Origin of the sequence: Ponticaulis profundi (assembly GCF_042659465.1) — a bacterium.
GTDB classification, from domain to species: Bacteria; Pseudomonadota; Alphaproteobacteria; order Caulobacterales; family Hyphomonadaceae; genus Ponticaulis; species Ponticaulis profundi.
The window spans coordinates 37,299-50,854 of the sequence record NZ_JBHSSW010000008.1; the positions used below are offsets into that span (position 1 = coordinate 37,299).

The 13,556-nt window shown below is 55.3% G+C and carries 24 protein-coding genes; 7 read left to right on the forward strand and 17 right to left on the reverse strand.

The window, feature by feature from the left end; all coding sequences use genetic code 11:
* Positions 1-46: 46 nt before the first annotated feature.
* From ACFQDM_RS07080 to ACFQDM_RS07160, 17 genes are all read right to left on the reverse strand, one after another.
* On the reverse strand, positions 47-247 hold the full coding sequence (locus ACFQDM_RS07080; RefSeq protein ID WP_377377297.1) for an HNH endonuclease: 201 nt from the start codon (positions 245-247) through the stop codon (positions 47-49).
* 213 nt (positions 248-460) lie between these two features.
* Positions 461-829 (reverse strand): hypothetical protein, encoded by a 369-nt coding sequence (locus ACFQDM_RS07085; protein ID WP_377377300.1) that lies wholly within the window; start codon positions 827-829, stop codon positions 461-463.
* A 26-nt stretch (positions 830-855) separates the two neighbouring features.
* Entirely contained in the window at positions 856-1,224 is a 369-nt protein-coding gene (locus tag ACFQDM_RS07090; RefSeq protein ID WP_377377302.1) for a hypothetical protein, read from the reverse strand.
* Positions 1,224-1,430 (reverse strand): hypothetical protein, encoded by a 207-nt coding sequence (locus ACFQDM_RS07095; RefSeq protein WP_377377304.1) that lies wholly within the window; start codon positions 1,428-1,430, stop codon positions 1,224-1,226. Before ACFQDM_RS07095 ends, ACFQDM_RS07090 begins: the two co-directional genes overlap by 1 nt.
* On the reverse strand, positions 1,430-1,639 hold the full coding sequence (locus ACFQDM_RS07100) for a hypothetical protein (RefSeq protein ID WP_377377306.1): 210 nt from the start codon (positions 1,637-1,639) through the stop codon (positions 1,430-1,432). The genes ACFQDM_RS07095 and ACFQDM_RS07100 overlap by 1 nt, the downstream gene beginning before the upstream one ends.
* Positions 1,640-1,824: 185 nt before the next feature.
* Positions 1,825-2,367, reverse strand: a complete 543-nt coding sequence (locus tag ACFQDM_RS07105) for a hypothetical protein (RefSeq protein WP_377377309.1) — start codon at positions 2,365-2,367, stop codon at positions 1,825-1,827.
* A 534-nt stretch (positions 2,368-2,901) separates the two neighbouring features.
* A complete protein-coding gene (locus ACFQDM_RS07110; protein WP_377377312.1) occupies positions 2,902-3,618 on the reverse strand; it encodes a helix-turn-helix domain-containing protein in 717 nt (238 codons plus the stop codon).
* Positions 3,615-4,547 carry a hypothetical protein gene (locus tag ACFQDM_RS07115; RefSeq protein WP_377377314.1) on the reverse strand — a complete coding sequence of 311 codons (933 nt, stop codon included), beginning with the start codon at positions 4,545-4,547 and terminating at the stop codon, positions 3,615-3,617. The genes ACFQDM_RS07110 and ACFQDM_RS07115 overlap by 4 nt, the downstream gene beginning before the upstream one ends.
* On the reverse strand, positions 4,544-6,115 hold the full coding sequence (locus ACFQDM_RS07120) for a DEAD/DEAH box helicase (RefSeq protein ID WP_377377317.1): 1,572 nt from the start codon (positions 6,113-6,115) through the stop codon (positions 4,544-4,546). The genes ACFQDM_RS07115 and ACFQDM_RS07120 overlap by 4 nt, the downstream gene beginning before the upstream one ends.
* Positions 6,099-6,368 (reverse strand): hypothetical protein, encoded by a 270-nt coding sequence (locus ACFQDM_RS07125; protein WP_377377320.1) that lies wholly within the window; start codon positions 6,366-6,368, stop codon positions 6,099-6,101. The genes ACFQDM_RS07120 and ACFQDM_RS07125 overlap by 17 nt, the downstream gene beginning before the upstream one ends.
* Positions 6,365-7,318: a ParB N-terminal domain-containing protein gene (locus ACFQDM_RS07130; RefSeq protein ID WP_377377322.1), complete on the reverse strand. Its 954-nt coding sequence runs from the start codon at positions 7,316-7,318 to the stop codon at positions 6,365-6,367. The genes ACFQDM_RS07125 and ACFQDM_RS07130 overlap by 4 nt, the downstream gene beginning before the upstream one ends.
* Positions 7,311-7,763, reverse strand: coding sequence for a helix-turn-helix domain-containing protein (locus ACFQDM_RS07135; RefSeq protein ID WP_377377325.1), 453 nt, complete (start codon positions 7,761-7,763; stop codon positions 7,311-7,313). The genes ACFQDM_RS07130 and ACFQDM_RS07135 overlap by 8 nt, the downstream gene beginning before the upstream one ends.
* The gene (locus ACFQDM_RS07140; RefSeq protein ID WP_377377327.1) at positions 7,763-8,128 is read right to left on the reverse strand and encodes a DUF1064 domain-containing protein; all 366 of its coding nucleotides are present in this window, start codon (positions 8,126-8,128) and stop codon (positions 7,763-7,765) included. The genes ACFQDM_RS07135 and ACFQDM_RS07140 overlap by 1 nt, the downstream gene beginning before the upstream one ends.
* On the reverse strand, positions 8,125-8,298 hold the full coding sequence (locus tag ACFQDM_RS07145) for a hypothetical protein (protein WP_377377329.1): 174 nt from the start codon (positions 8,296-8,298) through the stop codon (positions 8,125-8,127). The genes ACFQDM_RS07140 and ACFQDM_RS07145 overlap by 4 nt, the downstream gene beginning before the upstream one ends.
* On the reverse strand, positions 8,291-8,461 hold the full coding sequence (locus ACFQDM_RS07150; protein WP_377377331.1) for a hypothetical protein: 171 nt from the start codon (positions 8,459-8,461) through the stop codon (positions 8,291-8,293). Before ACFQDM_RS07150 ends, ACFQDM_RS07145 begins: the two co-directional genes overlap by 8 nt.
* Positions 8,448-8,759 carry a hypothetical protein gene (locus ACFQDM_RS07155; protein WP_377377333.1) on the reverse strand — a complete coding sequence of 104 codons (312 nt, stop codon included), beginning with the start codon at positions 8,757-8,759 and terminating at the stop codon, positions 8,448-8,450. Before ACFQDM_RS07155 ends, ACFQDM_RS07150 begins: the two co-directional genes overlap by 14 nt.
* A gap of 5 nt (positions 8,760-8,764) precedes the next feature.
* Positions 8,765-9,136: a hypothetical protein gene (locus tag ACFQDM_RS07160; protein ID WP_377377334.1), complete on the reverse strand. Its 372-nt coding sequence runs from the start codon at positions 9,134-9,136 to the stop codon at positions 8,765-8,767.
* A 567-nt stretch (positions 9,137-9,703) separates the two neighbouring features.
* Between ACFQDM_RS07160 and ACFQDM_RS07165 the strand changes: the two genes are divergently transcribed.
* From ACFQDM_RS07165 to ACFQDM_RS07195, 7 genes are all read left to right on the forward strand, one after another.
* The gene (locus ACFQDM_RS07165) at positions 9,704-10,354 is read left to right on the forward strand and encodes a LexA family transcriptional regulator (protein WP_377377336.1); all 651 of its coding nucleotides are present in this window, start codon (positions 9,704-9,706) and stop codon (positions 10,352-10,354) included.
* Complete coding sequence (locus ACFQDM_RS07170) at positions 10,299-10,901, forward strand: hypothetical protein (RefSeq protein ID WP_377377339.1); 603 nt, start codon at positions 10,299-10,301, stop codon at positions 10,899-10,901. Before ACFQDM_RS07165 ends, ACFQDM_RS07170 begins: the two co-directional genes overlap by 56 nt.
* Positions 10,902-10,950: 49 nt before the next feature.
* Entirely contained in the window at positions 10,951-11,232 is a 282-nt protein-coding gene (locus ACFQDM_RS07175) for a hypothetical protein (RefSeq protein WP_377377341.1), read from the forward strand.
* 324 nt (positions 11,233-11,556) lie between these two features.
* The gene (locus ACFQDM_RS07180) at positions 11,557-11,886 is read left to right on the forward strand and encodes a hypothetical protein (RefSeq protein WP_377377343.1); all 330 of its coding nucleotides are present in this window, start codon (positions 11,557-11,559) and stop codon (positions 11,884-11,886) included.
* Positions 11,883-12,194 (forward strand): hypothetical protein, encoded by a 312-nt coding sequence (locus tag ACFQDM_RS07185; RefSeq protein WP_377377346.1) that lies wholly within the window; start codon positions 11,883-11,885, stop codon positions 12,192-12,194. The genes ACFQDM_RS07180 and ACFQDM_RS07185 overlap by 4 nt, the downstream gene beginning before the upstream one ends.
* Positions 12,195-12,281: 87 nt before the next feature.
* The gene (locus tag ACFQDM_RS07190; RefSeq protein WP_377377349.1) at positions 12,282-12,536 is read left to right on the forward strand and encodes a hypothetical protein; all 255 of its coding nucleotides are present in this window, start codon (positions 12,282-12,284) and stop codon (positions 12,534-12,536) included.
* Positions 12,533-13,357, forward strand: a complete 825-nt coding sequence (locus tag ACFQDM_RS07195; protein ID WP_377377351.1) for a hypothetical protein — start codon at positions 12,533-12,535, stop codon at positions 13,355-13,357. Before ACFQDM_RS07190 ends, ACFQDM_RS07195 begins: the two co-directional genes overlap by 4 nt.
* Positions 13,358-13,556: the final 199 nt, after the last annotated feature.

The window sequence follows — 13,556 nt, forward strand, 5'->3', positions numbered from 1 at the left end:
TTTCCGGGGTCGGTCGATATTCGATTTTTGAATACCCCCCCTACCTTCATTCGATTTCCGAATACTGGTCGCGCTCAAGCTTCTGCTTGTCCGAGCTGTGACAGGTTGCACACAAGGCTTGTAAGTTTTTCCGATCGAAGAAGAGCGCGGGATTATTGCGGTGCGGGATCTTATGATCAGCCACCAGCTTGCTGGTATCGGCTTCTGTCTTACCGCACATGGCGCAGGTGAAGCCTGCGGCAAGCAACGTCTGCCATCTTAGGCCGTCTCTACCCTCTTTGCTGTCAGAGCCTCTCCAGCGGCGGCTGTTGTAAAGGTTGTGGCCCTTCTGCTCTCGCTTGTATCGGCTCTTGCTGGCTTCGTCCTTTGGTACTTGGAGCTTTGGAGTAAGCGCGGTGAGTCTAGACCGTGGCGCCGGTAAGCGAGGCAACGTAGCTTCCCTTGTTCGGTTCATCGGTCATCATTTGGCCGGGTTTTCGTATTTGTGATTATCATCAAGCGGGTTCTTACGTCGCCCAGTTATGAGCGCTCTAATGCCGGAGTGCACATCTGTGCGCCCGTCATCAAATGTTTCGCTTGGGAATGGCTTTTTCTGATCCGCTTCCATTTGCATCACACGAGCTTCTAGCTTGGCGATACGGCGCTTAAGGGCTTCTATTTCGTCTTGATCACGGTTGCTCATGGTTTCGGCTCCCTGATCGAACAAAACTTTTATGACTTGTTGCTTCGGCTTAACGGATGATCCGCCCTTTGGGGGTGGCGTGGTGTATGAAGAAGCTGGCGGCTTCCCATTCGGAACAGGTCCGATATTTTCGGCGTTCTTATTCATTCGGAAAATCCTTGAGAGCGCGCTCATCACTTCACCGCTTTCAGAACGCTCTCGGCCAATGCGCGCATATCGATGTGGCCGTCGACGATGTAGGTTTCGCCGCCATTGAGCGTGGAGATACATACGCCAGCGATAGCGCCTCCGCTGCCCTCTATAGCGTCAATGAGAACCCCCATCATATCCTCGACGCTCATATCAGGCTTTGGTGTGCTGTCCTGCATTACGCGGGCTTCGAGCATGTTCAGCTTGTTTCTGAGGTCTTTGATCTCTTCACGGGCGTCGAATGGGCGGCAGGAGGAGTCCGGTGTCTTAGCGGTATAGAACATCTTCTCTCGCTGTGCGCGCTCTTGCTGTTGCTTGGCTGCTTCAAAGTCTGAGGTCGAAACGGCTGCCATCAGTAAAATACTTCCTCAACATCGACACACGCTTCGATCACATCATAGACGCGATCGATCTCCGCCTGTGCCTTGGTCGCGTTATGCGGTGCCCAGTCTTCCGGTTCACCATATTTGTCATAGATCGCGTTGATATCGCGCTCAGCAGCTTTCCAGTCAGCTTCGGTTGGCTGGGTGACGCGGACGGCAATCGTGATCTCGCTCATCAGCCAATCGCCTTCTTAGCTGTAACCCGGCCATAGATCGCAATAAGTGAACCAATGCCGGATCCAATGCTTGCGAGCAGGACAGAAAGCGTCTCAGCGTCTTCCGGGCCAATCGTGTAGCCCGCCGTGCCAAGTGCGGCAGAGGCAATGGCAATAATGCCGCCCCATACCGCTTTGCTGGCGTACCAGGGCTTCACATATGATTGCATATTGCTCTCCATGTGGGGGAACCACCCGGCATTCATCTGCTTGGCGTCAAGGGGAAACGTTATGTGTCAGATATTCGCCGGGTGGAAACTTGGGGCCAGAAACGCAAAAAGCCCCGCGCTTGGCAGGGCTTTGAAGTCATTGTTCCGACTATGGATTAATGCAGTAAGGTGATTTGCGGCGGTCGTCAAGCGGCCTTCATGATCCCTTTTTCGTAATACCGAGCCAGCGCATTGAGGCCGTGAATGACCTCCACGTCATCGGGCGGCGCGATACCTTGTGTAATTAGCGTGAGAATGGCCCGCTTGGTACTGCTGCCGGCATCATGGAGAACATTTAGCGCCTTCAGATAGCGATCCTTTGCCCGCTCATCGAATGGCGTTGGCTCACCACTTCCGCCACCGCGTGAGCCCTCCATATCGATTCCGCCAGGCGGCTTCATGCCAATGGATATCAGCCAGTGATAGTGATCCCGATCGAACCGAAGCCCTGCGTCTCGCTGCTGTGTGCTTAGGTAGCTCAACCGATAGAGTATGTGGTCGACTTCGCAATGCTCTGACCGATCGTACCCCATTGCGCTTCGGATCTCCAAATGCCGCTCGTGCGGTCCAGGCCGATCATCACGAACGGTCGAACCATTGGGGTGGCGCCGCACCCCTGCCCGAATATCCATCGGGTTAGTCGGCTTTGCGGTCTTGCGTGGTCGACCTACTCTTTTCCGTTTCGCCATGTCTCGTCTCCTATCTGTCTTCACTCTGAGTCTGTGTTCTTCTCTCTCTTCCAGATCATGCTGGTTGGAGAGAACCTGAGCATTTCAACTAGGGCTCTCGGGTTCCGCTGGACACACTTCGCCCAGCGAAGGGACGAAGTGTTGACTTCAACTGAGGGTCATCTGGGACACGCAATATCACTCCATCGAGGCGGATGCGCTTTGTCTGCGCGGGATCGGGGTTAGGCTGTCGATCCATGTCCGTCGCTTCGCTCTCCTTTCGGAAACCTAGCGGCACCTGTCCGCGCCCCTCGATGTCGAAACGCGGCAGGCTGCACCACCTGAGGGTGCATCCAGTGTGGGCAAGCGCTCGTGTGAGCGCGCTGTCTGACCCTTTCGCTTCCACCCCATTCCGGGCGGGGGCTACTCGTGAGGGGCCTATGTCGCTCTCTTGCGGCGAGAACACCGGGGGCTTGCCATCCCCATGCCGATCAATCCGTATGCGCATCGCACTCCAATTGACTTGCCCGAACAGCGCTCCGGGCGATGTTTTCGCTACCCCATCTGAGAATCCTCAAGCCAAGCCCAAGTTCTGCGAGCAGCAATATCAGCGATGGTGTGTCGGCTAACTCCATACTCGCGGGCTAAAGCGCGGCGCGTGTTGCCGTCAGCAATAAGGCGTCTGATCTGATGTACGTCGGATTCCGTAAGCACAGCCTTAGGGTTCCGTTCACCCATGGTGTGAGTGCCATGTTCAGCCCGGTCCTTTTGGTTTTCAGATGCTGTGGCCCATCGAAGGTGGCGCGGATTTATACAACCCTCGTGGCCCATGCCGCAGCTGTGTGCTGCTTCGTGCCTAGGCGTCGGCGGTGTGCCATGCGCGCGCTCACAGACAACACGGGACACGATGCATTTGCGACCGTTGAGCACGATACGAGCCCTGCCATCAAGACCTTTTCCAAACGGCCAAGGAATGCAGTCGTCAGTATCCGCAGCCAAGGCTGCTTCAAGAAAGGCAAGCGGCTCCCCCTGCGCGGTGCGACCGGCCAACGGATCGCCGTGACGCTGCCAGCGAAGATAATGAGAACTACACCAACCACGCGCTACGTGCGGCTTGCTGCAGTAAGGAATTGAGCATATGTGAGGGGAAGCCATGACGTGATCCTTCCGTGATCCGTTGGGGTTAGAGCCGTCAGGGTGCGTCAACACCTTGTCGGCTCGTTCTTTATGCGGACGAATTGAGAACATAGCAAGAACTGCTTCGCGCTTCATGGGGCAACCCCCTTCAGATGCAACGCAACAGCCCTCAGCCCCTCATCAGATTGAAAATCATTGAAGTCCTGCTCGACATTCGGCGGCATGGTCCAGACATGCCCGGATCTGCGGGCGTAAAACTCCCCAGTCCCCTGCCCATCAAATTGAGCAACTGGATTGTCATTGTCGGCAGCTATGATCGAATACGGATGGTTTTTCGCGACCTTCTCAACATTGGACGCAGAGAAGCCGCAAAGAACCGTCGCTGAACGCCCCAGACGCCCCAGAGCAGCGCGTATAGTCAAGCCAGTAGCAAAACCCTCAGCGACCCATGTTTCGCGCCCTGTGGCGATACGGTGGCACGCGCCATCCATTTTCCCGCGCAGGATATTCTTTTTCTCACCATCATCGCGGATAAATTGAACCGTCGTAATGGTCTTTCCGATCCGGCCCGGCACGACGAGAAGCGGCGCGTCAAACTCCATCATGGATTTCATCAGGCGCTCGCCAAAGCGATTGGCCGGGAAGTGTTTGCGCGGATCATCGTGCACAAGGGCCACCTCATCGGGAAAGCCCTTACGCTCAAGATATGGGTGTGTTTCCGGGCGGCATTCCCGGACGATGTCGGCGCAAATCTGCGCTACCGCGTTTTGCTCGCGCTCTGCGCGTTCCGCTCTTTCCCGCCGCTGCCTTGTGATCTCTGACCGCTCCCTATCGGACAGAACGCGCTGGCTATCGCCCGTAATACTGAATCTCTCTTCAATTCCGGTCGCGTAGTTCTTCGCAATACCGCCGCGCTGGTCGTCAAAAATCAGAACCCGGCCCGAGCGATTGCTTGCCTTCTTGCCAATCACGGGGGATTGCGACCAGACGCCCGGCGCGGTTCGCTGTGGAACACATATGCCAACAGCATCGCAGGCCGCGCTCATAGCTTCATAAAGCGTCATGCCGCCCTCCGCCTGGACTGTTTGCGGAAGCGTTTTGTTTCCCGCTCAATCAGAGCATAGGCGTGCGGATCAGCACTGACCGGAGACATGTCAAACCACCCAAACGGCAGCTTTGAATCCGGATAGACGCCGCGAAAGATTCCATAGGCCCACTTCCGCGCGTGCTCCTCGCCCTTTCGGCTGCGCTCAAAGCAATATGTAAGCGCCGCCTCCCAGACTTTGCGTGGCTCCTTCAAGCAGTCAGCACGAAGTCCGGCGCGCGGTTGCATTGCCATTCGCTCAAGACTGAATTCCTGAAGCTCTCCGTCTGCTACGGTGATGCTTGAGCGCGCGGGCCGCTCCCATCCACAAGCCGTGCAAATGCTTCCACGAATTGCGCCAGAGCATTCAGGGCAAACGACCTTTTCACGCACCTGCTCAGAGCGTTCGCGCGGCTTTGAATCAAGCATGGTTGACTTGTCCAGCTCGCCAGCACCGTTCTCCCAGACGTCATACATCTCAACGGCAAAGCGTTCGATATTGCCGCTATGGTCCAGCCAGAGCGCCTTTTTCTCCGATCCATCAGGAAGTGAGCGCATAACGCGGCCGATTTCCTGCATGTGGCTGGAAAGGCTTTTCTTGTAGGGCTTGCAGCTCACACCAATACGGACCTCTGGAACGTCAAATCCCTTGGTCAGAACGCCGCATGAAACCAGCCCATCTATTAGACTGTCTGGGCGCCGAAATTCGGCGATCTTGTCCCGTCGCTCATCATCGCTCTTATCCAGATAGCTGATCTGCTGGAAGTTATATCCGGCGGCTCGGAACGCGTCACAAAGCTCACGTCCATGCTCAACGGTCGGCGAAAACACAATCGTCTTTGCAGGTCCGCCGAAATGCTCGTGCGTCTTGTCGATCCACTCCGACACAACATCACCAATAATGCGAATACCGGCAGAGGCCGCGCTTTCATCTGAAAATTCGCCGAAGCTGTTCAGCCCCAGTTCTGAATCTTCCGGCGAACGCGCCACGTAGATTTTAGGCTCAATGAGAAAGCCTTGCTCGATCAGGCGGCGCGTCGGAATGACGTTCACAACGGCGTCCCACTCGTTCGCCATACCCTTTGTGAAGGGTGTCGCGGTAAGCCCGATCTTCACAGCGTCCGGGTACTGCTCCATGTATTTCAGTGTGCCGGCATAACGGGTGTGCGCTTCGTCGACGACGATAAGGTCAGGATCACGCGGCAGAAAGCGGCGTGCCAGCGTCTGCGCTGAACAAACCTGCACATGTTCGCGCGGAGAGTAGCGCGGGTGAATGCCCTGAAGAACACCGTGCGGGATGCCGTACTCATCAAAAACGGCGCTCGTCTGGTCTACCAGGGCCACGCGATCCACAATGAAAAGCGAATAGCTACCCTTTCCGCTCGCCTGTTTCAGAAGGCTTCCGGCTGTCAGGGTCTTACCGGCACCTGTACCAGCGCAAAGAATATTGCGTCGTAGGCCCTGCCGGATATTCTCACGCAAGGCTTCAATCGCGTTTGCCTGATAGTCCCGTAGGACAATCTCTTTACCCTCATGCAGCGCCAGCATATTCAGCCTCCTTCATGCATTCGTAAGCGGCGCGCTCCGCAGCCTCGCGACTGAACCCGCCATCAAATTCCATGATCGCAGCGCGCTCCTGCCAGTCGTCATAAAGCGGCCAGACTTCCCGCTTCACGTCTTCCATGTTCGCCTTGACCCAGAGGATTGCATCCGCGCTCATACGGCCCGGCTGAAGCCGAAACGTGTGGCCATTTCTGACCACTTTGCCGCCATGGGCATGGATGCGACGCAATATTCTCACAGCGCCATTCCAAGGCTTTCGAGTTCAGAAACCCGCTTCTCAAGCGCCTTGGCGCGAGCCATAGCCCTGTCCGCTTTGTCGTTGGCGCGGAACATCTCGCTTTCCTTGTGCCGGATTTGTTTCTGCAATTTGCGAATTGTCGCGCTCTGATCGCCGTCAAATTCCTTGAGACGCGAATTGAGTTCACGGATGGTCGCAGCTTGCGTTTTATTCAGATCGCGAAGCTCCATGTTTTCGACCATCAAACCGACATACGCGTCGGCCCAGCCATCTTCAGACAGCGCTGCAAAATCTTTCCGTAGCTGTGCCTCGACCGGGTCATCAGGTTCGGTAAACTCTTGATCATGTTTTGATTGGGCAGCTTCCGCCTGGCCGTCTGCGGGCAGAATGTCAGGCGATTCCGAAACGACTGTTTTTTGATCGCGTTTTGATTGAACCCCGATATTTTCGGTCTTCATTTCTGCTTGCGTGCCATGCTTGGTCGTGTACGTGCGTTTCTCACTGCGTGAACTCGCAGTGAGGGAGTTGCGAAGATCACGCACAAGCCAATCAGAAACCCCGCATTGACGAGCAATTTCTCGATTAGACCATGATGACCACTCAGGATCATTCAAGAGGACCTGGACAGCCCGGCGCTTGTCGTCTGAAGATCGCCGCAATCCGTGTTGAGCATTTGCGCCCACGCTATAAAGGATCGCGTCACGCTGGGTGCCCTGATGAATCTCCGCAGGAACCTCATATTTCTCCGCACGGGCGAAGGCTTCATACCGATGAAAGCCATCAGCCAGCCAATATGAGGAGCCGTCATAGAAGACGACAATCGCCGGAAACTGCGCACCATCGCGCATAGCTTCGGCATAATCTGCAACAACTTCCTTGTTTATAGCGGCGCGAGATTGAGTGCCGCCATTCACACGAATGTCGGATATGTTGAGCAACGGATTAGCCACAATGCGCCTCCTGTTTGATTTTCTGTTGAATGGCTTTGAAGATTCCGGTTTTCGGAAATGCGCTTGCGGAAACGCCATAGATCGTCGCAAAGGGCGTCTCAGTCTTCGTCATGCCGCCGTTGCGATGGTAATAGATTTGCTCTGCACGCTCTCGGATCGCCTCGCAGACGAGCGCGAAGAGAGAATCCTTCTGCACAAGCCGCTCAACTTTCCGAACGCCGTAGATTATCGCTGTGTGATCGCGATTGAGCGCGCGCCCGAGCTGCGGAAAACTCTTGCCCGTGTTTTTTCTGGCCACGTACATCAGGAATTGACGAGCTTCAGAAAGATCAGCATTTCGCTTGTTCGAGCGTAACGTGTCCGCTGAGAATCCGGTCAGCTCAACGGTCGCCTGCATCACATCAGCGATCATGATTGTCGGGCGCAGGTTACTATCGAATGCCATTAGATTGCCCTCCCCTTGCCATCGATCAGGCTCACGGTGAGTCCGTACTGTGCTTGAAAGTGCTTGATCTTCCAGCGTGACAGCGGCGTGAGCGTTGCCTTCCCGCCTTTCACGTCTTCGACGACCAGAGAGCCATTCGCGTCGGTGTATTCGAAGTCCGCCTTATAAACTCCGATATCGAATACGTTGCCGAACTCGTCATATGCCGACAGGGTGTAGCCTGGCTGGCATTTCAGATCGGATATCTCGCCAGCCTTCTGCATAATCTTGAGCGTGGCGTAACGGCTTGCCTCGGCCTTGCTATCGAACATAATGCCGTCAAGCTCTGTCCGCTTTGCGCCGAATTTGTTTCTCCTGATCGTCATGCCATCACCCCCGCAGCCAGAATGAGAGCCGCAACAGCGAACGACACAGGCTTCAGCCAGTCGAAAGGCTCGATACGCATGAAATACTGGTCGAAAGCGTAGACGCTTGCCGGAATAGACGCGGCAATAGCGATAAGGACAAAGGCGGTAGTGAATGATGGATCAGGCATTGCTGACCTCCCGCTTCTCGCGTTCACGCCGTGGAGCGTCGAAGAAGTCCTCTGCGCACTTGGGGCACCAAAGCTGTTCGTCGCGGATCTTCACTTCGTTTGGCTTGCAGGTGTGGCCGTCTTTCGCGCACGCGAGTTGTGGTAGAGGCTTAGGCTTCTTCATGCGCCGCCTCCACGATGTCGTAACTCAGTACCCCCCCCAGCAAGTCGCGGTGGGTGGGGTTCAGCAAATCACGTGAGAGCCAGGCTTTAACCGTTCGGCGCGACACCGGGATTTCGCCGGGCATCATGCACCAGAACGTATTTTCGCCGGTCCCAAGATTTGTCAGCGCCAGACCAGCCTTAACAGCAACAGCGTGGGTCTTTTTCCAAATAGGAGTAGCGGTGTTATGATTTGGCATTTTTCCGCCTTTCTTCTTCTTTGATTTTCTTGCGAAGACGCCACGACTTCCAATCGGCAACCGCCTTACGAATGAACGCGTTCAGCGCGCAGAGCCGCGAGTTTCGCTTTAAGTTCACGTGCGCGGGCTTCGGCCTCTTCGGCTTCTCGTTCGAGCTGTGCGGCATGGTCTTCAATCTCTGGGGAAAAGAGGATCAGGAGTGCATCACGCCCCCATGACTTGATGATGCTGCGAAAGGTATCGATGTGCGGGGCCTTGCCCTCACTGAGCCAGCCCTCAGCTGTGCGGTGAGAAACGCCGATATCGCGGGCCAGCTTCTTAGCCGTGTTGTCGAATCCGTATCGCTTGAACGCCATTTCAGCGAAGCGCGAGGTAAAGGCTTGCGCATCTGGGGGGAATTTTCCGCTGCTTTGCAAAGTCGTCTCCATCATAGTCATGACAGAGGCCTCCCTGCTGGAAGCCAGTGAGACACACCGGAGACGCGATGGACGAACGAATTGAGAGACATAAGGCGAGAGCGGCAAAAGCGGGTGCAATTGCTAGGGCCGCGCAACGTCTTGAAACGTTTCACTTGGGTGTTGCCCGAGAACTGGAAAAATTGGCCGATGCGGCGCAAGGCTGCACCGGCCCCAGTTCGTTTGGGGAGGAAAGTGCGGGGCCTTCCCCCGCGGTGGAAAAGGCTTGAGCCGGGTGTCACTTTGCGCACTCCGGCTCTTTGTTTTTGGCGCGCTGAACAGCCATCTTCTCAAATGCTTCAGACGAAAGGCCGGTAATACCGCGCATCAGTCCTCTTCTGCGGACGATGGGCCAATGCTCAGGCGGGATGCTCCCACGAGCACGCCACGAAGCGACGGTCGGGTATGGGAGCCCAACATCCTCGGCCAGCGCTTTGATGGATGGCCACTTTCTGATCACATCGATAAAGGTTCGCATAATGTCGTTATGCGTGATGCGTAATGCGCTGTCAACGCCCAATGCGTAATTCACTCGAATATTCTTGCGCCATGACTAAAGGCCAAAGACTGATTCAGGCTCGCAAAAAGGCGGGATACGAAAACGCGATGGACGCCTGCGAGGCGTTCGGCTGGAAGTATTCGACCTATGCGGGACACGAAAACGACTCGCGGGGCTTCTCCGCAGAGACGGCAAAGAGGTATTCCCGCGCCTACCGGATTAAACCAAACTGGCTACTGTTTGGAGAAGACGACGCCGCACCAGCTATCGACAAACCTATGGGCGACGTGGCATCTGTACCGGTCTTTGACCTCTCCGCAAGCGCTGGCGTTGGCTCAATAGTTGATGAAGGCGAGCCCCTGCACTATCACCCGTTCTTGGTGGATGACTTGAACCGCCTCACCCGCTCAAGCTCTGACAATCTGGCACTAATCACCGTTCGTGGCGATAGTATGGAACCCACACTTCGTCCGGGAGATATGATCTTAATCGATCAGACAGTGCGGAAAATGCAGGGCGCCGGGATATATGTTATCAACATCGCAGGCCAGCTCTATGTGAAGCGTCTGTCTATGGCGATGAATGGCCGGGAGCTGATCGTTGAATCGGACAACAAGCACTATGAAACTCAAAGGATCGATAGCAATGAAGAGCTTTATTTCATTGGGCGAGTGCTCTGGCTTAGTCGGGCTATGTTTTAAAAGCTGGCGGGCAGTCACTGTCATCACCCTTGCGGGATTGATTTCGCCGCCATCTTTCGCTCAAAATCACCTGCCTGATGAATGGCAAATCGGCCAAGAGTACGAGTTTCGACCTGGATACTACTCGAAACTGGTGGCTGAAGAGGATGGCTGGAAAACAATCATCACTGAATTCAAAGATGGCTCATTATGCTCCACCGTCAAAGCCGCGGACGAATCTTATGTTGTTGAGCCAATAAATGGAAGATTCCTGTCGCTAGATCCGGTTTTTGTCGAGATCACGGGGGACGGCGTTTTTGAGCCAGGCTGGCGCGTAAAAGGTCCGCATCGTGGTGAATATGAATACCGCACGGTCGGAGACCGTTTTATGACAGAAGGCGCTGATTACAACAAAGATCTCAGCGTCTCTGAAACTACGATTGAATACATCTACACGGGATGGAAATATCCTGAAATCCGCGTCGACATGGAGCGGAGGTCGGGCACCGCAGACATGACAGGCCTTCGCAGCGCCTATGAGAGACACTTGAGCCATTGCGAAAAATAGCCCGAAATCAGCTCGCGGGCAAGGTGACTACCGTATTCAGGGGGATAGGATGACAGACGAAGCAGAGGCGGAGAAACGCTTTCAGCTCCTCATCGGCCAGAATGCCGTGCTCAAGCATGTTCTTGTGGCGGTTATTGTTCATATAATGAAAAACGAGGGTTTAGGCGAGCAGGATCAATTCTGGAATGCCCTGATGAACCCCGATGTGCGCCCGCCAAAGGATTCCGGACCAATGGATGTTGATGTTCTTCAGAGCTTTCTGCGATTCACTCAGGCTGAAGTGGCCGATCTTCGCCAACGAGTCGAGTCGGCGTCCATCCATCTGGAATAGTAATAACTATCTTGGATTGGAGTTTATGGCGCACCTTCCCACAATGCCGTCGCTCCAATTCCCGCAGGCGCTTATCTAGCGCGTCCACCAATTGCGATAATCTGACATAGTCGTCGCTCATAGCAAGTCCTTCCCACAGCCCGCCCCGTGCGGGCTTTTTCGTACCCCTGCATAAACTAATTACGCATTTTGCGCAAATTACCATTGACAGCGCATTATGCATTTTGCATATTCTCCTCAAGACAGCCCGGAACCCCAGCCAAAGGCTCGGCTCCTCCCCCACCCGTCCCGCCGAGCGCCGGGCTGTCCCAAGGAGATTATGAGATGGCCGCACATGACCACCCAGACTTCTACGAGCACCTGGACCGCGAACGCGCTCTGAGCCGTATCAGCGCAAAGTATGACGCCATGTCGCCAGTCGAGCGGGTCATTGATCGCTGTGAGAAAACAATCTCACGCATCGAGGGGCGCGGCCTTCGCAACTACCAGCTCGCCAATCTTGCGAACAATTGCCGTCATCATGGCTTCGACCTGTTCGCTGACTGGCGCGATTGGAGAAACGCAGCAGCATGGATTGAACGCCATGGTGTCTCTGCCGCTGTGGATCGTATTCGCTCGGTCACTGCTCAACTCAAGCAGGGGCAAGCAGCATGAGCGCGGTTCTTCACGCCATCCTCGGCTGCACGCCAGACAAAGAGGCGATCAATGTTCGTAGCCTCGCCTTTCAGTCAAAGATTGACGCGATAGAGGCGGCATACCGGATAGCAGAGCGCCGCTTGCAGCTGTGGGATTACGAAACAGTGGCGCGGGACTTCTGCACACTCGTTCAGCTGACTGTCCCGCTGGTGGATTTCGCTTTCCATTTCCCGAAGGCCAAGAGCTTTTCCGAACAGATCCGCATCCTTCACCGCAACAAGACCAGCGCGATCGAGCAGCTGACCAAAGCAATGGTGAACCCGTGATCACACTAACCCTGATTTTCGCCCTCGCTGGTGCCCGCCTTATCTGGCTGGCCGGTGAGGTGCTGCCACTAACTATGGAGATGTTTGATGCTGACTGAAGATGAAGCGAGAGAGAAAGGCTGCTGCGTATTCATTGGCAGTATGTGCTCAGCGTCCGCGTGTATGGCGTGGCAGGTGGAGGCTTATGCTGGCTCCACATTCGGCGCCACGCTTGATAACGCCAAGGCATTGATTGAGCGCTACCCCGACACTTACGAAGCCGATATCGGCAAGACTTCGCCCATGGCCATCGTGACACGCAAAAAGGACGTTGGCTACTGCGGTAGGGCGGGCAAGCCATGACCTACCAGCAAGCCGTCAAAGCAAACGAAGCATTCCTTGACCGCCTTTCGCGTCAAGAGCGCCTTCACCGCCCAACCATCGCTGTGTGGTTCTCTTGCGGTGTCGTGTCAGCGGTTGCTGCCAAAATCGCTTTGGACAGCTATTCGGACAAATACGATGTGCGCGTCCTCAACACGCCGATATCAGAGGAAGACGATGACAATCGCCGTTTCCTGCGAGACTGCGAGGAATGGCTCGGAGTTCGTGTCGAAACAGTCATTGCCAGCAAATACCCGACCTCATCAGCTGTTGATGTATGGGACAAACGCGGGGCGATGTCGTTTCCTCACGGGGCGCCATGTACTGTCCACCTGAAGAAAGAGGCCCGCCAAGAGTGGGAGGCGATTCATAAGCCAGATTGGCATGTGCTCGGCTTCTCGTACGACGAGTTGAAGCGCCACCAAAAATTCGTTCAAACCGAGCGCGAGAACGTATTGCCAGTGCTTATTGATCGAAAGCTAACCCGTGACGACTGCGGAAGGCTGATCATTTCGGCTGGGATTAATCCTCCCGGGATCTATGCCGAAGGCTATCCAAACGCAAATTGTATCGGATGCGTGAAGGCAACAAGCCCCACTTATTGGAATCTCGTCAGGAGAACACGCCCTAAAGTCTTTGCTGAACGAGCAGAGCAATCTCGTCGCTTGGGCGTGCGGCTCGTTCGCGTAAAGGGCGAACGTATCTTTCTCGATGAACTCGATCCACTGGCGACAGGGTCTCCCCTTAATACGATGAAATTCGATTGCGGTCTGTTCTGTGAAGAATGGAAGGACGCCACATGACCCCCGTTTTCAACCTATCCGCCCATGCGTCCCGCGAACCTATGCGGTGCCCCACCATCACCCGCGCTCATGCTGGCGTTGAGGTCTGCCGCCTACGTGACAGAGCCGATGACCTTGAGAGACATGCGCGACGCATCATGGCCGTTGCCGCAGCGGCAAGAGCAGCCGCCAAGCTTGTCGAAATGGAACTACAGAAGGA